At 51.1% G+C, this 19918-nt stretch carries 15 protein-coding genes and 2 pseudogenes; 11 read left to right on the top strand and 6 right to left on the bottom strand.

Annotated features, from left to right (window positions below; genetic code table 11):
* Window positions 1-739 precede the first annotated feature (739 nt).
* Genes KTH_RS09520 through KTH_RS09510 form a run of 3 tightly spaced genes read left to right on the top strand, consistent with a single transcriptional unit; the run spans window position 740 to window position 2226 of the window.
* Entirely contained in the window at window positions 740-1186 is a 447-nt protein-coding gene (locus tag KTH_RS09520; RefSeq protein WP_497618144.1) for a sensor histidine kinase, read from the top strand.
* The gene (locus KTH_RS09515) at window positions 1161-1559 is read left to right on the top strand and encodes a sensor histidine kinase (protein WP_497618142.1); all 399 of its coding nucleotides are present in this window, start codon (window positions 1161-1163) and stop codon (window positions 1557-1559) included. Before KTH_RS09520 ends, KTH_RS09515 begins: the two co-directional genes overlap by 26 nt.
* A complete protein-coding gene (locus tag KTH_RS09510) occupies window positions 1525-2226 on the top strand; it encodes a response regulator transcription factor (RefSeq protein WP_497618140.1) in 702 nt (233 codons plus the stop codon). Before KTH_RS09515 ends, KTH_RS09510 begins: the two co-directional genes overlap by 35 nt.
* A gap of 25 nt (window positions 2227-2251) precedes the next feature.
* Here KTH_RS09510 and KTH_RS09505 read toward each other — a convergent pair whose 3' ends face one another.
* Window positions 2252-4219 (bottom strand): PAS domain-containing sensor histidine kinase, encoded by a 1968-nt coding sequence (locus tag KTH_RS09505; RefSeq protein ID WP_497618137.1) that lies wholly within the window; start codon window positions 4217-4219, stop codon window positions 2252-2254.
* A 194-nt stretch (window positions 4220-4413) separates the two neighbouring features.
* Complete coding sequence (locus KTH_RS09500) at window positions 4414-5349, bottom strand: universal stress protein (RefSeq protein ID WP_497618135.1); 936 nt, start codon at window positions 5347-5349, stop codon at window positions 4414-4416.
* 287 nt (window positions 5350-5636) lie between these two features.
* Here KTH_RS09500 and KTH_RS09495 point away from each other — a divergent pair, with 287 nt between their 5' ends.
* From KTH_RS09495 to KTH_RS09480, 4 genes are all read left to right on the top strand, one after another.
* Entirely contained in the window at window positions 5637-6989 is a 1353-nt protein-coding gene (locus KTH_RS09495; RefSeq protein ID WP_497618133.1) for a CBS domain-containing protein, read from the top strand.
* Between the two features lie 420 nt (window positions 6990-7409).
* Window positions 7410-7862, top strand: a complete 453-nt coding sequence (locus KTH_RS09490; protein WP_497618131.1) for a hypothetical protein — start codon at window positions 7410-7412, stop codon at window positions 7860-7862.
* 206 nt (window positions 7863-8068) lie between these two features.
* Entirely contained in the window at window positions 8069-9295 is a 1227-nt protein-coding gene (locus KTH_RS09485) for an IS4 family transposase (RefSeq protein WP_497618129.1), read from the top strand.
* Window positions 9292-9450 carry a hypothetical protein gene (locus tag KTH_RS09480; protein WP_497623319.1) on the top strand — a complete coding sequence of 53 codons (159 nt, stop codon included), beginning with the start codon at window positions 9292-9294 and terminating at the stop codon, window positions 9448-9450. The genes KTH_RS09485 and KTH_RS09480 overlap by 4 nt, the downstream gene beginning before the upstream one ends.
* 54 nt (window positions 9451-9504) lie before the next feature.
* On the opposite strand, the pseudogene KTH_RS09475 reads toward KTH_RS09480, so the two are convergent.
* Window positions 9505-10008: pseudogene (locus KTH_RS09475) on the bottom strand (cation-transporting P-type ATPase); the annotation flags it as partial.
* Between the two features lie 127 nt (window positions 10009-10135).
* Window positions 10136-11074 (bottom strand): carbamate kinase, encoded by a 939-nt coding sequence (arcC, locus tag KTH_RS09470; RefSeq protein WP_497618128.1) that lies wholly within the window; start codon window positions 11072-11074, stop codon window positions 10136-10138.
* Between the two features lie 506 nt (window positions 11075-11580).
* Here arcC and KTH_RS09465 point away from each other — a divergent pair.
* Window positions 11581-12540, top strand: a complete 960-nt coding sequence (locus tag KTH_RS09465) for a universal stress protein (RefSeq protein ID WP_497618126.1) — start codon at window positions 11581-11583, stop codon at window positions 12538-12540.
* Between the two features lie 171 nt (window positions 12541-12711).
* On the opposite strand, the gene KTH_RS09460 is transcribed toward KTH_RS09465, so the two are convergent.
* The gene (locus KTH_RS09460) at window positions 12712-14676 is read right to left on the bottom strand and encodes a heavy metal translocating P-type ATPase (protein ID WP_497618124.1); all 1965 of its coding nucleotides are present in this window, start codon (window positions 14674-14676) and stop codon (window positions 12712-12714) included.
* 359 nt (window positions 14677-15035) lie between these two features.
* Between KTH_RS09460 and KTH_RS09455 the strand changes: the two genes are divergently transcribed.
* On the top strand, window positions 15036-16046 hold the full coding sequence (locus tag KTH_RS09455; protein ID WP_497618122.1) for a universal stress protein: 1011 nt from the start codon (window positions 15036-15038) through the stop codon (window positions 16044-16046).
* Entirely contained in the window at window positions 16043-16960 is a 918-nt protein-coding gene (locus KTH_RS09450) for an HAD-IC family P-type ATPase (RefSeq protein ID WP_497618120.1), read from the top strand. Before KTH_RS09455 ends, KTH_RS09450 begins: the two co-directional genes overlap by 4 nt.
* A 1561-nt stretch (window positions 16961-18521) precedes the next feature.
* Here the strand turns inward: KTH_RS09450 and KTH_RS09445 are convergent.
* A pseudogene (locus KTH_RS09445) lies at window positions 18522-18617 on the bottom strand (tyrosine-type recombinase/integrase); the annotation flags it as partial.
* A 310-nt stretch (window positions 18618-18927) separates the two neighbouring features.
* On the opposite strand from KTH_RS09445, the gene KTH_RS09440 reads away from it, so the two are divergent.
* Window positions 18928-19722, top strand: coding sequence for an LLM class F420-dependent oxidoreductase (locus KTH_RS09440; protein ID WP_497618118.1), 795 nt, complete (start codon window positions 18928-18930; stop codon window positions 19720-19722).
* The last annotated feature ends 196 nt before the right edge of the window (window positions 19723-19918 follow it).

The following is a 19918-nucleotide window of genomic DNA, read 5'->3' as shown; positions in this document are numbered from 1 at the left end:
ACGGCCAGAGAAAGAGGGGTACTCAACGCTTCACCCCCGTTTTGGGATGAATGCTTGCACTTTACGGGTCGGGAGGAGTCGCTGACCTCCAGAGTTGTAATCAATACAGGAACGACGGCTGTTTGATCACCTTTATAGCCGCCTGCATGAGCAACGCCACGTTTCATAGAGCGAGCAGGAGAAGTGAAGCCTGTTCATCAAACCAGGGAAAATTGTTGCATGTTTCCGTACGCTATCGAGACCAATCGCGCTGCGTTACAGGAGTACCAGCAATGCTATAGAGCACTTCGATAGCAGCAATTTCCATTGGGGGCCGATTCGGTTCGATATCCCTTGATCCGTGCCGTTACCCACCCAGCAGTCATCGAGCAGGTGCAGCTTCAATGACCTGTCCCTCGAACGAACGCCCTTTTGATCTACCCGGAAGGAGCAAGTATACAAGCGGCAGCGAACACCATTTATGGAGTTTGTCAGTGGCGTGTTCGCTGTTGATCTGAAACGAAAGGAAGAGAGACGTTGACATGACCGCCCGGGAAACCAACCAGGCGCAAGCCCCCGGAGAGAAGAGAGATTTTTCGCCCTCCTTCCACATCTGGCAAGTTGTCTGTTTCTCTTCTCAGTCAGCAATGCAGAACAGAAATAGCACCCGTTCACCAGCCCTGCCCTTTTGCTTTTCATGTGAAAAGCATATAATAGTATGAAGACTGGTTTCAGCCTTTATTGTGTGAGGCGCAACATCATGAACACCCACAAAGAAATACTGTCAAAAGAAGATCCACGCATCCAGGAAGAATACATCGCCGAGTTACTGGCAACAATCAGCCATGAGTTGCGCAGTCCGTTAACGTCCATTAAAGGATATGCCGCCACGCTCTTGCGTCACGAACAACACCTCTCAGCGGAAGAACGCCATTCCTTTTTGCAGGCTATTGCGGAGCGCACCGATCAACTGGAAGCAATGGTCAACCGATTTCTTCTGCTGACGCAACTGGAAAGCGGGAACTACACCTTCCATCCCGAGCCGCTCTCCTCGCTCCCACTGCTTCAAAGAAGCCTGCAAACCTATGCAAATGATACGGCTGAAACCCAACGCTTTTCGCTCTTTGTGGCAGACCATTTCCGTGAGGGCCTTATTGATCAACGGAGATCGGAGCCTGCTCATGCTGCTTTTTCAGGAGCTGTTTGACAACGCCATCCAGCATACGCCAGCCGGAAGCCCGATTTTGGTGACGCTCAAGCCGGGCGAACCTCTGGAGAGTCAGCCTTCCATCGAAATCCAAATACAGACCAAAGAAGGCTTTATTTCGCCTGAGCATTTGCATCTGATCTTTCAACGCTTCTATCGGGTTGATACCTCACTGACCCGGACAGCACGTGGATTAGGCGTAGGATTGGCGCTCTGCCAGCATATCATCTACCTTCATCAAGGAACCATATGGGCAGAGAGTGACCCACACTCCGGATGTACCTTTCATATCACCCTTCCCGTTACGGAAGGAGACCAACAAGAGACAGGGAGAACACATGCCCGCAAAGAAGACAACCATCCTGGTCGCTGACGATGATCCGCAGTTGCTACGCCTGGTCGTTCGCAATCTTGAATTGGAGGGATACAGCGTTCTTGCTGCCAGAAATGGTCAGGAAGCCCTTGACCAAGTAGAAGCACACCCGCTCGATGCGATTTTGCTTGACATCATGATGCCCCAGATAGATGGTTTTACCGTTTGCCAGCGAATACGAGAATTTTCTTCCGTCCCGATCATTCTCTTAACCGCCCGCGGACAAGATGCAGACAAAGTCCGAGGGCTTGACCTGGGAGCCGATGACTATCTGACCAAGCCATTCAGCATTGATGAACTGTTGGCACGCGTGCGAGCAGTGCTACGCCGAGCCCGCTTCACACAGCAGGAGGGAACGCTTCAGAGCGTTGTGACTATCGGCGACCTTCGCATTGACTATACGCAGCATCGGGTCCATCAAGGAGACCGGGAGATCTCTCTGACAGCAACTGAATATCGCTTGCTTGCCTACCTGGCCCAGAATGCCGGACGCGTTCTCACTCATGAGCTCTTGCTTGAACATGTCTGGGGAGCGGAATATGTTGGGGAAAGCCATATGCTCCAGGTCAACATCAATCGACTACGCCAGAAGATAGAACCGGATCCCTCCCGTCCTCGCTATATTCGTACAAAGATTGGCATTGGATATATCTTGCAGGCTCCTTAGCCAGAAGTAAGCCGGGCGACGACTCTCAGTGGTCTTCTTCCGGCTCGTCTTCGCTTATGGGATGAAGGGGCAGCGACAGAAAGAAGGTAGAGCCCTGCCCTTCCCGGGACTCAAACCAGAGTTTGCCCTGATGCTGTTCTACCAGTTGCCGACAGAGATAGAGACCAAGTCCTGTCCCTCGAATTCCCCAGGCATGGGCATTGTTGGCGCGCATAAAGCGTCCGAAGATCTGGGCCTGTTGCTGCTCAGGAATACCAATGCCATGATCCTGCATGCTGAGCAGAAGCTGCTGCTGCTCCCTGCGCTCCTCAACCGTGACAACAATCTCTCCTCCCTGTGGGCTATACTTCACGGCATTTTCCAGCAGGTTTGAGAGGACCTGTTCCATTCGGTGAGCATCAAGCGAGACGATAATGGCGGAAGCGTCTGTAGCAAGGATCAGCCGATGACGCTTCGTTGTTTGCTGCATTTGGGTGATGATCCGCCGCAACAACGCGAGAATATTTATCGCGCTTCGATTCAATTGCAGTCTCCCCGCCTCTAAGCGCGTGACATCAAGCAACTCATCGGTAAGGGTAGTCAGGTACACCACAGCCTCTTTAATATCGTTGAGCGCTTCTTTCTGCCAGGCAGCCAGCTCTACCCCATGACCCCGCTCAGTTTGCACCAACAACATGTCAGTATACCCCATGAGGACCGCAAGTGGTGTGCGCAGTTCATGTGCGACAACACTGATAAACTCATCCTTTAAATATTCCGCCTCCTTCAGAAAACTGACATTCTGATAGATCACCAGAGCAAAAGGACCGGAAAGAGCCTCCATCCCTTCAGGAGCAGGCAACGACGTCGCCTGGAGTGTCAGTGGCACCGCGTTCACCAGAACGGCCAGGTGTGAGCCATGCGCAAAACGAAGCACCTCCTGATAATAGAGCACCGCTTCTTGTTGCTGTATGGCTCGCATCGTCGCGAGTTCGCTGATTGAAAGCGGGCGTCCCCGGGCATCCTGTATCTCGATCTGGTTGGTTCTCAGAAAATCCTCCATAGGTTGCCCTGAACTCCACTGCGCTCCCCAGAGCTGTTGTGCTGCCTGGTTGGCAAACACTAAACGAGCATCGTGACCGGCCACCAGATGAATACTATTTGGCAGAGCATCCAGTATCTCACGGAAAAGGTTAAAGCCCCCTTGAGAAGAGGTAGCTTCGGGCATCTGTACATGTTCTCTATGCTGCTCGGCTCTATCCCGGTCCATCTCAAGCACTGCGCTGATCTCGCCTTGACTGTTACGTACCACCATCTGGCGACTCTCGACCCGGATCACCTGGCCTGTACGACTGAGATGCGTTATTTCGCCTTCCCATTTTCCTTCCTGCTCTAGCTGTTGCAGGTAGAGTGCACGCCCACCAGGAAAGCGTGTTTGTAAAAGAATGTGCACCATGTGTCCCAATGCTTCTTGTGCCGCCCAGCCGTACAACTGCTCGGCCCCCCGATTCCAGAAGACGATACGACCTATCGGATCGCAAATAATAATGGCATCATGAGCAAGCTGAATAAGCTCTGTCTGGCGGCGAATCTGCTCTACTTGCTGTTCCTTCTCCCGTTCAAGCACTCGCTGTTGAGTCATATCATGCACAATCGCAATCACATGAGGCGTTCCCTCAACTTCCATCGGTCCCAGGCTGATATCAACAGGAAATTCCAACCCATCCTTACGCATGCCAAACAACGAAAGTCCTACCCCCATAGGCCGTACCCGGGGAGAGGCCGCATAGTGTTTCCGATGAGCAATATGTGCTTGACGAAACCGCTCGGGAAGCAGTATTTCCAGAGGCTGTCCGATCAATTCATCACTGGTATAGCCAAACAGTTTTTCGGCCTGCCTGTTTTGCAACACAATAGTTCCTTCATAATCTACAATGAGCACAGCATCCGGCAGCACGTGAAAGAGCTGTAAAAAATCGGGCGTATGCTGCAAGAGAATTTCTGGATCTGACATCAGCTTTCCCTTTCTCATGAAAACAGAGCGTGCAAGGCTGCTTGCAGAATCTTCACTCCATCTGTTGCAGGATACTGCCCCCTTCATAAAAAATCAAGGGAGCGCCATCTATAGCACTCCCTTTCGGAAAAGCAAGAATGCACAACAGTGAGTCCTTGTGCACTGTGCCCCGGTCCGGAAAAACAAGACCCGCTTCAGCGTCCCTGTGGACGACAGATCAACAGGGGCTTATGTGAGGAACAGAGCAGCCGATCAGCGACACTGCCAACGAACCAGCGCGCTACCGCATTCTTCCCATGTGTTGCCAGAGCCAGAATCACATGCTCGCATTCCTGCTCATATGTCATGGTCGTCTCAAGGAGCGTCGTCGCGACATCACTGCCAATAAGGACCCGGGTGAGGATCTCACAGGCGAGCTCTGTACCAATCTTGCTCTCAAGCCGCCGCTTCACCTCATCGAGATAGCATTGCGCCTGCAAGACAAGGGACTGAGGATCCTCCTCCTGCTTCGCCACACGGATCAGATCCTGATCGATCACATGGACAAGTCGCACTTTCCCCGGAAGTGGACTGGAAAGGGCAGTTGAAAGCGCCACCGCATCCTCTAGAATCTGCTCTGCCCGGGATGAGCCATCCAGGGCAACCAGCGTACTGACCTGATACTCTCCCTCAGCACTCACGTCGGTGAGGGTATCATCCCCCTCTCGCAGCATCAGCACAGGGATGGTACTATGACGCGAGACATGATGCGCGACGCTCCCCATCAGCCAGCGCTCAACACCGGTTGCCCCATGACTGCACAGAACAATCAGATCACACTGCTCCTCGTTAGCGACGTCAAGAATCTGTCGTGCACTATCTCCCTGTGCCAGCCGGGTGGAGAAACGCATGTCTCTCTGTTTTTCAGCCAGACTGTTCAGGTATTCTTCCGCTTCATCCTGCTCACGCCTGATATAATCGCCAAGCAAGATCATCTCCTGCCCGACTGCCCAGGTATAGTTACTGGCAGATGGAATGACACGCGCAGCGATGACCTCAGCACCAGAAAAGCGGGCAAGTGCTCCAACGATGGGTAAAACAGTCTCGGCTCGCTCTGAGCCATCCAGAGGGATCAGGATACGCTGAAACATACTGCATTTCCTCTCTTCGCAAAGGATCTACTTATTTTTCATATTTCTATTCTAGAAAGTGTATGTTACAAAATCATCACGTTTCATAAACTTTGCCTCTCAAACAGATAACAATCTCTGCAAAATCTCATTTACACACCTTGTGATACCCTTGTGAAAGTATGCTGCTTCTCTGTTACAGTATTGAGAAGCCGAGAAGATATGCTGAAAATAGAAAAGAATTGAGTGCCGATGTCAGAAAAAAGTGAAGGAAAAGCTTCGTCCAGCAGCCACAGGGGAGGTACACCATGCTTGTACGCGATATCATGTCGACCCAATTGATTACCATTTCTTCTGATGAGACTGTAGAGCAGGCAGAAACAGTATTCCGTGCTTACAATCTGCATCAAATCCCTGCCCTTCAAAAGGAGGATCAAACCTTCCTGGGTGTACTGACACGAGAAGCACTCATTCAAGGAAAGCTTCAGTACCTGCATACCAGTTCCAGCCAGCTCCTGGAGCATCCGCTGAAGGAACGCAAGGTCAGCGATCTAATCCAAAAATCTCCGGTAACCGTAACCCCTGCTACCCTCCTTGAGGAGGCCATTTCACTTCTCTTTGAATATAAAGTGAGCTATCTCCCGGTCCTTGAGGGCTCTCATCTGGTTGGATTGGTAACGTGGAGTGATCTGCTTCTGGCTCAACTTCATCTTCACAACAACAATGAGCAAGAGAAAGTAACACCTCAGAAGAAACGTGTGGCGATTGTAGGAGCAGGTTTAACCGGATTACAGGCGGCAGAGTCGCTTGCCAGTCGAGGATACTCTGTCCTCCTGCTTGAGAAGATGCCCTTTGCTGGCGGTCGTATGGCGCTTGATCCTCTCCATCAAGAACAGATACATCTCTATCTGCAACAGTTATTCAAGCAACTTGACGCGCTCAGGGTAGAATGCCGCTATCAGGCCGATCTAAAAGGCGAAGAAGCACTCTCTCAACTATTGACACGCTTCGATGCTGTCTTGCTGACGATAGGACGCCAGCAAAGTACAGCTTTTGGCCTATCGGGGGAAACAGTATTATACGATGTCTATCCAGCGCTGGCGTTTTTGGAAATGTGCAAACAGCGTCCCGATACTACTTGCAGCGGCTCCGTTGTCGTCATTGGCTCTACCCCAACTGCTTTCTATGCCGCTCAGGCTGCTTTGAGACAAGGCGCCTCTTCAGTCACTGTCCTGTATCCAGAAGCAACCTGTACTCTTCCGTCAGTACTGATAGAGCCAGCACTGACCGCGGGTCTTCACTTGAAGGAACGTCTCCTCGTCAAAAACCTGATAGGGACAGAAGAGGCAACTGTACAGGGAGTGCATTGTGTGAGTGTCGATTTTCGGAAGAAAAGTATTCCCGGTTCTGCGATAGTCATTCCAGCAGACACCGTGCTTATTGGAGCAGGAGAGGTGCCGGATCTTTCCTGTCTTCCACTGCTTCTTGAATCGTGGATCGCCGATGAGGACAATCAGCAGACAGCAAAGATGACATTTGAGACGTGCATTCCTCGTGTATTCGTAGCTGGGAGTATGCTTCATGCAGTATCAACTCCTGCTCAATCCATTCAACAAGGCATTGATGTTGCTCGTGTGATTCATACATACCTGAGTTCATAGGACGAGAAGGCAAGTTGCTCATATGCATATGGCTCAGCAGAAGCTTCCGCCTTCAAGACAGTACTCCTTTCACAAAGGATAAGCGTGATCACAGTGACTTCACCAGATAACGCGTCTTTTAGTGGTAAAACTTTTGGACAAAATACGCTTCTTATCAGGGTATCGTTGTAGACTTCAACCTCGTAGGCAACAGACAAAAGCACTATCGTGTGATTCCTCAGAAGAGCGCAGAGAGCACCGCTGTTTTGTTTGAGATGAATCCGTGATGGCAGGGTGAGAATAGTGTTTCCGTTGTGATTTCCTGAGGATATGCTATCTATGCAGCGCCAGGATGTGTACTGTTTCATTGACCAGTAGAGTCTCTTTCGCTCTGGTTCTGAGAAGGAGGTGACTCAACAATACATATGAAGGGAGCATCTCATGCAACTCTCTGATCGCCTTTCCATTTGTTTACTGGCGGTGCAATATCGTTACCCGGATGTTCGGATCGCCATTAATACTACGGTGTGGTTTGATTCCTCACTGTCTGCTCAGGAACTCACGATAGAGGAAATGATGCTTCTTCTCCGAAGTCGTGTCCCTGCTCTGCTTACCAAAACAGGATGTCTCGTTCTTGATGCGCAATCAAGGGCCATTTATGTACCTGAGATTGCTTCCGCGAGCCCGGTCTTTTATCTTCATAGCTATGATAGGAGACAACTTCTGGGCTTTCCGGATGCCTTGAAAAAAGCGCACTCAGCTCTCTATGGCAGCCTTGAAAAAAAGAAGCCTGTTCATGCCCGCCATTGGAGATTGACAGTTCCTCGGCGAAAGCCCGAGAACCCTTCTTTCATCCAGCATGCCTACGAATCGCCGCTGTGTAGCGACCCATAACAACACGCTGTCCAGAAGCGTGTGACGAGGGTGTATCGTCGGGCAGACGGGAACTGACGCTCCGCAAGGAACGTCGAACGCTTCTGGACAGCCTGCCACTACGCGTCGTCGCGCCGTGACGCCGCGCAAGCAGGCTGGATGAATGAAGAATCCCCGGCCTTCAGGCCTGTCTTTTATACACAAATGAGAACTGCTAGCATAGGACGATGAGAAGTGAAGAGATGTTGAACCCGAAGCTGTGGGCAGAACGCACGTTTGGAGCTTGTCACCTGCAGGATGCACATCGAACCCGGCGTGCTGTTCGGCTGGCTGCGCAGATGGCTGCCAATGCTTCGGCTTCATTGCCTGCCCAGATGCAGGGCTGGAAAGAAGTCATCGCCTTGTACCGTTTGTTGGATCAAGAAGACGTCTCCTTTGAAGCGCTGATGCAGCCACATCTTCAGCACACGCGAGAAGAGATCGTTCGGCACCCAGTGGTTCTGCTGCTTCAGGATACCACCGAGGTCGATTTGAGTCATCGTCTTCATGTGAGTGGTTTGGGGCAGGTCGGCAATGAGCGAGGGCAAGGCTTTTTCCTGCAAACGATGCTGGCGGTTGTGCCCCAAAGCCGAGCCGTTGTGGGGTGTGCCTCGCAAGAAGCGTTTGTTCGTACTCCCGCCCCAAAGAGCGAACGCCGCAGCCAGCGTCGCTTTCGCCAGGACCGAGAAACGGACGGGTGGATGCGCCTGCTCAGACAGGTTGGCACGTTTCCCGACACAACCAGCATCGTTCATGTGGGGGATCGTGGGGCCGACCTGTTCGACTTCTTTCATGCCTCTCGAGAAACCCACACCCCTTTTCTGGTCCGCGCGGCTCAGAACCGACGAGCCCAAAACGAGGAGGAAGAGGCGGGATATCTGCTGGAACAGGTCCGCGCCTGGCCCAGTCGGCAGCGTCGTGCGTTCGCGGTTCCACCGACGCATGGCCGACAGGCTCGCACCACGCTCCTTGAGATCTCCTTTGGCCCGATGACAGGGTTGCCGCCACGCAACGAGCCGCGTGCGAACAAACACCCCTTCCCTCTGTGGGTCATTCGCCTCTGGGAGGAGCAACCTCCGGCAGGAGAAGAGCCTCTGGAATGGGTTGTGCTGACCTCTGTGCCGACCGCGACCCTGCAAGAGGCATGGGAGCGAGGCGCCTGGTCTGGACATCGATGGGTCGTGGAAGACTCTCATCAATGCCTCAAAACGGGCTGCCGCCTGGAACAACGTCAACTCCAAACAGGTGAACGCTTCTTCCGGCTGCTGGGCTTGCTCTCGCCAGTCGCCGTTCGCTTGTTGCAACGGCGAGATCTTGCCCGCAGTGAACCTGATCGGTTCGCCTGTGAAGTGATCGACGTTGATGTGCTGACGGTGGTGGCCACGCAAGCAGGCCTTGACCCTGCCCCAGGATGACCATCCAGGTCTTCTGGCAAGAAGTCGCTCGCCTGGGGGGCTACCTGGCTCGTCGCCGGGATGGGCCAGCAGGCTGGAAGACCTTGTGGGCGGGTTGGCTCCGGGTTCAGACCCTGCTTGAGGGCTTTCATCTCGCTTCTCACCTCCGTTTGTAAAATGTGTATACAAGACAGCCCTTCAGGCCTGGGGAGTGTCAACTCAAGGAGACGAGCATCAGCAGGGATAAGATCTCCCTCCTCCAGCAAGATGATATCTCCTGGAACAAGTTGTGAGGCAGGTAGCACACAGAAGCTCCCTTCTCTCAGAACTCTCGCAGTCGGAACTGACAGGCTCTGTAATGCTTCTGCTGCTCTCTCAGCCCGATTTTCTTGAATAAATCCTAAAACGGCATTCAGTAAAACAATGAGAAAGATAGTCAATGTCTCGTATGGAATAGGTGTATCACGCTCCACCACCCATACAACCAGCGATATGCCAGTTGCAGCGAGCAAGAGCAGTGTTAATGGTCCTTGAAACCGCTGTACGAAGCGCTTCCAGGGAGGGAATGGGGAAATGACCGGAAGTTCGTTCGGTCCATACTGCTGTAGTAGCTGACGCACTTGTTTTGTAGTCAAGCCACATTGTGAATCACACTGTAAGGAAGTGATGGCCACATCAGCTGATATGCTATACGGTGCCAAAAGAGGTGTTGTCGCCAGGAAGCCATAATCCATTCTCCTTAAAAGCTCCCTCACAGGTTCTCTCCATTGCACAATGTTCCTGGTCCTGAAACTATCAATAAGCTGCACCAGACACAAGCAAAACGGAACGAACACGTTATTTCTTTCTCCCCCGATAGCTTTAAGGATGAGGATGATACGTGACCTCAAGCGCTGTATTGGTAATAGTTGTTCCACATTCTCCCCGAAGTAAGGCGGGCGCTTGCTCCAGTGAACCAATAACAGCTCTTCCGTTGGTGTGTCGCACAAAAGCGCATGCAGCCTCTACTTTAGGCCCCATAGAGCCACTGGCAAATGAGCGCGCTTGGAGCCACTCCGGCGAAACACGTTGGATAGCCCGCGCATGTGGTGTTCCCCACCCTTCATAAAGAGCATCAACGTCGGTCAGAAGAAGCAGGACATCAGCTTGCGCTTGCTCAGCCAGAAGAGCGCTCGCACGATCTTTATCAATCACAACCTCAACTCCTCCATAGTATCCATCCGTCTGCCGAACGACGGGAATTCCTCCACTCCCAGCACAGATGACGGTAATCCCGGCATCGACAAGCAAACGAATAGCCTGCATTTCAAGGATACGAAGGGGAGACGGAGAAGGAACAACTCGGCGCATTTTTCCCTGCTCCGGAGCCATAACCCACCCATACTTTCTGGTCAAACGAGCAGCCTCTTCTTCACTGTACAGTGGTCCAATTGGCTTACTTGGCACTTCTAAAGCGGGATCGTTGGGATCCACTTCAATTTGAGTAAGCAAGGTTACGACCTGACGCGGCGCTTGAAGATGATTCCTTAATTCCTGCTCGATTCGATACCCGATCATTCCTTCTGCTTCGGCTCCTAACACATCTAGAGGATAGGGATGAACTTCTGTATAGGCAGCAGCCTGTAACGCAAGTAATCCTATCTGTGGTCCACTCCCGTGAGTCACAATCACCTCATGCTCTTGGATAATCTCGGTCAATGTCCGGGCAGCTGCTCGAACATTTTGATGTTGTATATATTCTTCAAGCGGTTGCCCACGGCGTAAGATCGCATTGCCACCCAGAGCAATTACTATTCGCATAAATCCTCCTCACGGGATAACAGGGACACTATTCGTGAGCCTTCGAGGGAATCGTCCAGGGAGAGAATAAGGCTCATAGAGACGGGATCTTGTTCACGCCTCTGAACGGCGATCAGATAGGGACAACTGCCCTCTCAAAGCGAGAGCCATTGACTGGCTTTCTACTGTCATTGTAATTGCTACGTTTCACAGTCTGGTCTCGTTTCTCTTCTGGAATATCACAAAGCCGTCAATAGAGAGAGTTTCTCTTTGTTCTCAAGCTGAGAATGGGCTTTATACCCTTCAATCCAGAGCGGGAAAGAAACAAGGCTGAGGCATTTATGGCCTTCACCAGCATAGTATATGCATGACTTGAGGAGCAGAGTACAATCATAGGCATAGACATTGCTTTTCACGTCCTCAAAGGAGTGCAATCGCCGTACAGAAGAGAAGAACAGCCTTGATATGCCGAAATACTGGTAAGCACTACAAGCTATCTTGCATCCATAAAAAGGAAGAGGAAACTCATGCTACGCTCTATTCTGGTTCCTTTAGACGGATCTGTCCGGGCCGAACAAAGTCTTCCTGTTGCAGCCCATCTTGCACGAAGTTCACAGGGAGCACTTCATCTTGTTCGTGTGGTTGATCTCATATTAGAGGGAGGAATATATACGACACTTCAAGCTCCATATCGACAAGAAATTCTCGATGTCGCGGGAACAAACGCAAGAGAATACCTTGAACGCATTGCCTCACGCCCCCTTTTCCAGGGCCTAAAGGTGAGACGAATGGTCGCTATGGGAGATCCTGTAACACAACTCTTAGACCTGATACAGTCCTCTCACTTTGATCTGGTTATTCTATGTAGTCATGGATATACCGGACTTCAACGCTGGGCGTATGGGAGCGTAGCCCACCATTTAATGCGGCAGAGTTCTGTACCCCTCCTTCTATTACATCATCAAAACACATTCACTCACACTCTGACTGAGCGTCCCTTTCAGGTCGTCATCGCGCTTGACGGATCACCTTTTGCTGAGGCCTCGCTTCTCCCGGCCCTCCGGCTAGCACAAGCCTGGCTAACACAGGCATCACGAACACTCCAACTTCTCCAGATCGTTCCCCCTCCGAAGGAGGACGAGGAGAGTTCCATCCGCCGCTATGGCCTTGACATTGATCTTCGATCTCTGGCACTGACACAGGCCCAACAGTATCTTGAGACAAAGAGAACGCAGCTTCAGCAGCATGCTCCCAAAATACCAATTGAGACGCAGGTCGAAGAAAGCCAGGATATCGCCGGAGCGCTGCTTGAGCACGTTCAGCATACTACTTCCTCAAACAATGTTGTTCTTGCATTAACAACACACGGGCGCAATTTCTTACAGCGTCGACTTCTGGGCAGTGTCACTGAACGCATCTTTGGACATACACACCAGAGCCTTCTGATCGTTCACCCGCAGCCTCCTGCAAACGCCGAGCAATCATGAAACAGAGGACGTTCTGATTTCGCTCTGTGCATACAGGACGAAAGGTCGCTCGACATTGGGCCGTGCACATCTGCTGACTTATGGATGATAACAAGCTTCGCCGCACAACCCCTCCCAATGGAGGGGTTCCCTGATTCTTCTGGGAGCCCCTCCATCATGCCGGAACCTCCTCTATCGGACTGCAGCACGTAACGCGTTAAGGATTACCAGAACGTCGATGCCTTCCTGAAGCAACGCCCCCATTGCAGGCGGAATAAAGCCCATCGCGGCAAAAATCATCGCGACCAAGCTAAGCCCGATACCAATCCATATCCCCTGCGTGGCAACGCGCATGACATGTTTCCCAATATGGACAGCAGTAGCAACACGCAAGATATCACCTGAAAGCAGGACTGCGTCGGCCACATGTGAGGCAGCCGTCATTCCCTGTGTACCGAGTGCCAGACCAACTGTTGCAGTCGCCAGTGCAGGCGCATCGTTGACCCCATCTCCTACCATCAACACTTTCTTCCCTTGAGCAAGCAGCGCTTTGATAGCGTCAACCTTCTGCTCAGGCAAACAACGCGATTGAATCTGATCTACCCCTGCCTGCCTTCCTATCTGAGTCGCAACTTTCTCGCTATCACCAGTCAAGAGCACGGTGTATTGCACCTCCTCTCGTTTGAGAGAAGGAACCAGTTGGTTCAAGTCGGAGCGCGGGACATCTTCCAGAACCAATAACCCCACACACTTTCCATCAAGAGCCAAAAAGCTCCCAAGTTGCCCTTGCTCTGTTCGCTGCTCTCGCTCACGAAGCAGTGTTTCTGGTAGAGGGATTTCCAGAAGCCGCATAAACGTCCGATTCCCAACCGCAACCATAACCTCCTGCTCTCGCTCGTCACTGCCATCTTTCTGCGGATAAGCAGGAACCTGCCCACTCACCCCTTTCCCAAAGATCTCCTGAAAGTGATTGGCTGGTTCCAGTTCAATTCCTCGCTCCTGAGCCGCCTCAACAAAAGCCCGCGCCAGTATATGTGTTGACAATTGCTCCACTGATGCCGTATAGTATAGCGCCTCTCGCTCAGCTTCTTCAGCATCGCACTGCTGCACCGATAGAAAGGAGGAAACAAGCGGCCTGCCCATAGTCAGCGTTCCCGTTTTGTCAAAGACAACAACATTTACCTCTCCTAACTGTTCAATCGTTGCACCGCTCTTCACTATGATAGCTTGTCTAGCAGCACTATCGATCCCGGACATAATCGCGATAGGAGTTGCAAGAATCAGAGGACATGGTGTCGCAACGACAAGCACCGCAAGTGCATAGACTCCCTGTCCAGAAAAAAACCACGCAGCAAGCGCTATAATCAAAGTCACAGCCGTAAACACGACGCTATAACGGTCCGCTAAACGATGAATCGGGGCTTTCCGCTCCTGTGCAGCTTTCACGAGTTGTACTATCTGCGCATACTGGCTCTCTGCACTTCGCCGCGTGGCGCGCACCTCGATCAGATTATCAAGGGAGACACTTCCGGAAAAGACAAGGGACCCAGGTCCTTTATGAATAGGAAGAGGCTCACCAGTTAAATCAGCCTCGCTGAGATTAGCTGTCCCCTTTTCAATGATGCCATCCACAGGAAGCACCTCTCCCGGCTTGACAACAACAACCATCCCAACCTCAACCCTGTCAGCGGGTATATCACAAAACCGGTCATTTTGCCAGATATGGGCAATGCAAGGTGCATGCTGAACTAATGCAGTAAGTGAACTCCGCGCGCGTCGAAGCGCATATGCTTCCAGAGTCTCGCCTCCAACCATCATCAATACAATAATGGCTCCGGCAAGATACTGCTGAAAAAACAGTGACCCAGCAATTGCCAGTAATGCGATCAAATCAACCCCAACTTCTCTCTTCCACAGGCGTTGTATCGTTTCAAGAAGCAGGGGAATACCTCCCAGTAAGAGAATCGCAAACAATGTCCAGTGAGCATACTGTGGAAGTCCAATGAACCAGAATGTCAGGCTAAGCAACTGTAAAACCAGTGTCCCACTCAACAGGATTATTCTTCGGAGATACGACCCCGAGAACACTTGCACTTCGGTCTGTGACGTCTCTTCGCGCTCTGAGATGGGGCGTTGGGCTATTTTCTGCTGTACCATAGATCTTGTTCCTGCTTTTCCTCTGCTACAACTTAGCTCCTCTCAAAAGGGCAACAGAGAGACCCTTTCCAGTTATCCCCATTTTAGCTTTTTCACCTCTCATCTCTATTTCAAAACCTGGACTGCATCTCTCCAACACATCACAAAAAGAAGGGCAGGCACGCTTTCACATCTCATTCCCAGAATCTTCCCTTATTCGTCCATTTTCTGAAAGAGAGTTTAAACTCAACCTCTTCTTGTGACTTTTTTGAGTGCTGCTCTACCTGTTCTTTGACACGTTTGTGATAACAGTGACGTATCCTCTATACATACAACGAACACAAAAGAACCTGAAGAGAAATGAAAGAGAGCATCTCATCATGTTTCAGCGTATTCTTATCCCGCTTGACGGCTCACAAAGGGCTGAGCAGGCTCTTCCAACCGCCGCGACCATTGCTCGTTTCTTTCAAGCAACGGTCATCCTTCTGCGCGTATGCCCATCTGACACAGAGTTGCTCTGGACCATATCCAATGCACCGCGTGTCTTTAGTGATGTGCTTGAGCAAGAGATACAACAGGCGGATACCTATCTTTCCAGGATACGCGCCGCCGGAGAACAGGAAGGCATTCACACCGTCGCGCTTCGGCGTCAAGGCAATCCTGCACGCCTCATCTTAGAGGTTGCCGTAGCATATCGCTGTGATCTCATTGTCATGTGTAGCCACGGAGCAACAGGTCTCAAGCGCTGGGTTCTGGGTAGTGTCGCCCATCATGTCTCTCGACATAGTACAACTTCTGTTCTCATTGTGCGCGAAGGGACCGAAGCCCCCACGATTCACCATGCGGAAGGGGTCCGTCAGATCAGCATTCAGATTGCCCTTGATGGCTCACCTCTGGCCGAGACCATTATTCCAGCAGCCATTGATCTATCAGCAGCGCTCTCTGATCCTTTACCCGGCAAAATTCGTCTGATCCAGGTTGTTGAGCAAGATCTGTTTGCGGGACGACAACAGACAGAGAATGAGAACGAGCAACATCTTCGCCGCCATTTTCTCTCACAAGCCCATCAGTATCTACAGGCAGTCCAGCGCCGTATTGCTATGGAAATGCCTGCTACGGTCCCCTGTGATCTGGAAACAGAAGTTGTTGTTGGGCAAGATATCGCCTCCACCCTTCTAGAACAGGCCTCTCTGCACGAAGAAGAAGACGAAGAAGATATCATCCTTGCACTGGTCACACGAAGTCGAGGACTCTCCCGTTGGGCAGTTGGAAGCGTCGCCGATCGACTCCTTACGTGGGCTCACCGGCCTCTCTTCATCCGTTGTCCTTCCTCGTTTTCACTCTCTGAACCATCAACGCTGGGAGAGATGGCCGTGCCAACGAAAGATTGAAGATTCTCATCGGTGATAATGAGCTGGTAGCACGCCATATCTGCGGGCAGGCCGGAATTGCAATTGAACAGGTCGTTCTGGGGCACGAACTGGAAAAAATGAGTGATCTGGCGTTGATGCGAGTTGTTGAACAGACATCGGTATTTGCCCGCGTCTCTCCTGCTCAAAAGCACCGGATCATCCTTATGCTCAAGCAACAGGGACATATCGTAGGCTATCTGGGTGATGGACTGAATGATGCTCCCGCATTACAGAGCACTGATGTGGGCATCTCCGTTCACTCTGCCGTAGAGATAGCAAAAGAGGCTGCTTCTCTTATTCTGCTCGAACAAAGCCTGCAAGTCATTCATCAGGGCATTCTGGAAGGGCGACGTGCCTTTGGTAACGTGCTTAAAGGCATTCTCATGGAAACAAGCTCAAATTTTGGCAACGTGTTTAGTATGGCTGCTGCCTTTGTTTTTCTGCCTTTTCTCCCCATGCTGCCAGTCCAGATCCTGCTCAATAACTTTCTCTATGATCTGACGCAACTGGGTATCCCCACTGACACCGTTGAGTATAGCATTTTGCAGAAGCCGCAACGCTGGAATATTGACGTTATTCAACGCTATATGTTTGTTCTCGGGCCACTCAGCTCGCTCTTTGACTTTGCAACATTCTTCCTCCTCCTCTCTGTCTTTCACGCCTCCGAGGTCGTTTTTCATACCGGCTGGTTCGTTGAGTCGCTCATCACTCAAACGCTAGTGCTACTGGTAATTCGGACCCCAGGCAATCCCTTACGACACCTTCCCGGCCCATTATTAAGCTTCACGATGTTTGGGTATTGTAGGGCTCAGCTTCCTTCTTCCTTTCGCTGCTTTTCTGGGATTTACTCCCTTGCCACCACTCTACAATATGTTTCTCCTTGCTCTGCTTAGCTGCTATCTCCTCGCAGCTGAAGGGACCAAGCGCTGGCTCAATCGAAAATATGCTCACGCAGCCGGGTTCCAGAAACAGAATGGGGTGCATCATGATTGATTCCCCTGCTGTGGTTGCTTTTGAACCTACAATTATGTAGGGGAAGAGAACGCTGAATGATAGAGGGCATCTCTGTTGCAAAAGAAACGGTCATTTTAAAGCACAGGACACACAGAATATTGTAAAACCAAAGGCGTCTTTGAAGCTAATGAAGGAATCAAAGCAACATTTGATCTAAATGTATATCCCCTAGATCAGGGCGCACGTGTCTCCAGACTTTGGACGATTGAGGCGGAATTAGAGGACGCTGATAGCGCATAAAAGGCTGAAAGGATGTCCTCTTTGGAACACCTCCCACGCCGCCTTTATTACTAAATAGTTTCTTTTTCGAACTCTTCCTCTTCTTTATTTAAGTACTTATATTACTTAAATAACTTAATTTTCCTTATGCATCTTAGGCAACAGCAAATCCAGGGAAATTCAACCTGTATAAACACGCTGATTAATATATTTTATAGATAACTGGAAATATTGCTCTTCTTCGTTTATAGGTGATAATTTCCAACAAAAGATCAGCATGAGTGATTTATCAGGACGTTACAGAACAGTCCTTCTCTTCCCGTTGTACCTGCCATTTCAAGGCATATACACGCATGCATATCACATCATATAGAGCTGGGCAGATAGTAGAAGGCAGATCACAGCGCCTTCCCGAGGAGAACGGCACCTCAGTCAAGCCGCTGTGAATAGTATGGAAAAGAAGCCAGGAAATGTATCTCTTGCTTTTTCCTCTCGTATACTGTATACTTATATACAGCACTGGAGTTCGGCAGGCTGAGCCCGCGAAGCACCAGATATACCCGGGGGTTCGTGCGGCGATTACTACAAAGCGCTGCAAACGGGCTGAGGGCTATTGCGGTAAAGGATTGTCCTGTTTACGAGGCTCCAAAAAGCCAGAAAGCGGAGGTTCCCGCAAACCGATCTGGGAGCAGGCTCCTGAAGCGGTGTAGGACCCACAGCAGTCCAAAAGAAGCAAAACCCGAGTACGGGATCGAAATTTATAGGAACAATCATCCAAATGCGGGATACCCTGTTTCGGAGTCGAAACGACAAAGAGCCCGACCACGGGATTTGAATTCGACAGATCCTCACGCGGCCGCGCAGGATACAAGGTATAGAAACGATCAAACAAGCGAGTAAAACGCCCAGGACAGGCCAACGCGATACCTGTCCCAGAAGCCCAAAAGCGAGCGCACAGACACTCCCACTTGCCAGCCCGTCAAGCAGTCCAAAAACGCAGGCGGCAAAGCACGCATGTGAGGCAGAGCGCCAGATTCCTTCATTTGGCCTGCTCAGATAGCGCTCATTAAGCACATCACTGGACCACCCCCACTATTCAAGATCCCGGTGAGCACGTAGCTGAGAAATTTGACTGCCATCGTCGCCAATGCGGCGGCTATCGACAACACCATATATACATGAGGCTTGTTTCATATCATCCTTTCCCATTCCATCTGCTCCCAGGCGCGAATAGATTTCCAGCGACGCTCTGCTTTCGTGGCCAGAGTACGGTTGGATCAGAGCATCATCGGTCCCTTGTGTTTTCAACCAGGTCAAAGCGGCAGGCCATTGCACGCAGGTGATGTCGCTCTACCGCGACTTGTTCCGCCAGCCCGGTGTGTCTCTCTCATCGGTCACATTCCCTCGTTTTATTGTGTCATTATTATGACAAAGGAAATCTGCCAGATGCGATAGGGGGACGCACTCCTGCTTCCCGCACAGATAGGGCTACCCATCAAGACACCCGAAAGAACAAATCGGCAGTCAAATCACATCATGGCAAAGGAAGCCTGGTCTATAAAGAACATAAGGACCTTCTATCAGCAGGCCCTCATGTTTATTCATCTGTATCAAAAGGATAAATTTCATGACCCATACATCTCCTACACATCCTATTCGCGTAGGCGTTCAGTTGCACCCACAGCATACCAGCTACGAGGACTTCGCACAGGCAGTGCGGACGGTCGAGGAATTAGGCGTTGATAGCATCTGGAACTGGGATCATTTTTTTCCGCTCACTGGTGATCCGCAGGGCAACCATTTTGAAGCGTGGACGCTGCTCACGGCGATGGCCACACTGACAAAGCGTGCCAGGATAGGGTGTCTCGTGACCTGCAATACCTACCGCAATCCAGCTCTGCTCTCTGATATGGCGAAGACCGTTGATCATATTAGCGGCGGCAGACTGATTCTCGGGATCGGTGCGGGCTGGTTTGAGCGCGATTTCAAGGAATTTGGCTACCATTTTGACACCCCAGGCCGCCGCCTGGCAGCACTGGAGGAAGGATTGTCAATCATCAAAGAACGTTGGGAAGTGGATGCACCTAAACCCATCCAAACGCCTATTCCCATCTTAGTTGGTGGCAGTGGTGAGAAGAAAACGCTACGCCTGGCTGCGAAATATGCAAACATCTGGCATGGCTTTGGTGATGCCGCTACACTCACGCGGAAGATGGAGGTGCTTGATAGCTGGTGCAAAGAGATAGGGCGCGATCCGAAAGAAATTGAGCGCTCTTCCGGCACGGATGCAGACGATTCAGATACAACACGTGATGCACTTCTCAGGGCGGGAGTAACCCACCTGATTATAAGTGTGGGCGCTCCCTGGGATTTCGAACCTGTTGAGAAGCTGGTACGCTGGCGTGACAGCCGACGTGGTTAGCCAGCATGTTCAAGGAAGTCGAGAATAGTCGGCTTCCTTGACTTTTTTGGCCTTTGAGGCGCCAGAAAGGATGGTTGCAGGGCCGCTCATCAGACGAGACCTGCGGAAACCCCTTGCTTCAGCTATGGGGAGGAAGCAGGTCTTCTTTTCTTGGGGCTTGGAGACAGGAGTGACCCTGTACCTATTGATAAAACTT

The organism is Thermosporothrix sp. COM3, from assembly GCF_059696735.1.
This window is presented reverse-complemented; position numbering and strand designations above follow the sequence as displayed.

What these genes read in the sequence shown, in the direction of transcription:
- KTH_RS09520 (WP_497618144.1), top strand. Translation starts at nt 740, where the DNA reads ATGAACACCCACAAAGAAATACTGTCAAAAGAAGATCCACGCATCCAG.
- KTH_RS09515 (WP_497618142.1), top strand. Translation starts at nt 1,161, where the DNA reads ATGCTGCTTTTTCAGGAGCTGTTTGACAACGCCATCCAGCATACGCCA.
- KTH_RS09510 (WP_497618140.1), top strand. Translation starts at nt 1,525, where the DNA reads ATGCCCGCAAAGAAGACAACCATCCTGGTCGCTGACGATGATCCGCAG.
- KTH_RS09505 (WP_497618137.1), bottom strand. Translation starts at nt 4,219, where the DNA reads ATGTCAGATCCAGAAATTCTCTTGCAGCATACGCCCGATTTTTTACAG.
- KTH_RS09500 (WP_497618135.1), bottom strand. Translation starts at nt 5,349, where the DNA reads ATGTTTCAGCGTATCCTGATCCCTCTGGATGGCTCAGAGCGAGCCGAG.
- KTH_RS09495 (WP_497618133.1), top strand. Translation starts at nt 5,637, where the DNA reads ATGCTTGTACGCGATATCATGTCGACCCAATTGATTACCATTTCTTCT.
- KTH_RS09490 (WP_497618131.1), top strand. Translation starts at nt 7,410, where the DNA reads ATGCAACTCTCTGATCGCCTTTCCATTTGTTTACTGGCGGTGCAATAT.
- KTH_RS09485 (WP_497618129.1), top strand. Translation starts at nt 8,069, where the DNA reads ATGAGAAGTGAAGAGATGTTGAACCCGAAGCTGTGGGCAGAACGCACG.
- KTH_RS09480 (WP_497623319.1), top strand. Translation starts at nt 9,292, where the DNA reads ATGACCATCCAGGTCTTCTGGCAAGAAGTCGCTCGCCTGGGGGGCTAC.
- arcC (WP_497618128.1), bottom strand. Translation starts at nt 11,074, where the DNA reads ATGCGAATAGTAATTGCTCTGGGTGGCAATGCGATCTTACGCCGTGGG.
- KTH_RS09465 (WP_497618126.1), top strand. Translation starts at nt 11,581, where the DNA reads ATGCTACGCTCTATTCTGGTTCCTTTAGACGGATCTGTCCGGGCCGAA.
- KTH_RS09460 (WP_497618124.1), bottom strand. Translation starts at nt 14,676, where the DNA reads ATGGTACAGCAGAAAATAGCCCAACGCCCCATCTCAGAGCGCGAAGAG.
- KTH_RS09455 (WP_497618122.1), top strand. Translation starts at nt 15,036, where the DNA reads ATGTTTCAGCGTATTCTTATCCCGCTTGACGGCTCACAAAGGGCTGAG.
- KTH_RS09440 (WP_497618118.1), top strand. Translation starts at nt 18,928, where the DNA reads ATGACCCATACATCTCCTACACATCCTATTCGCGTAGGCGTTCAGTTG.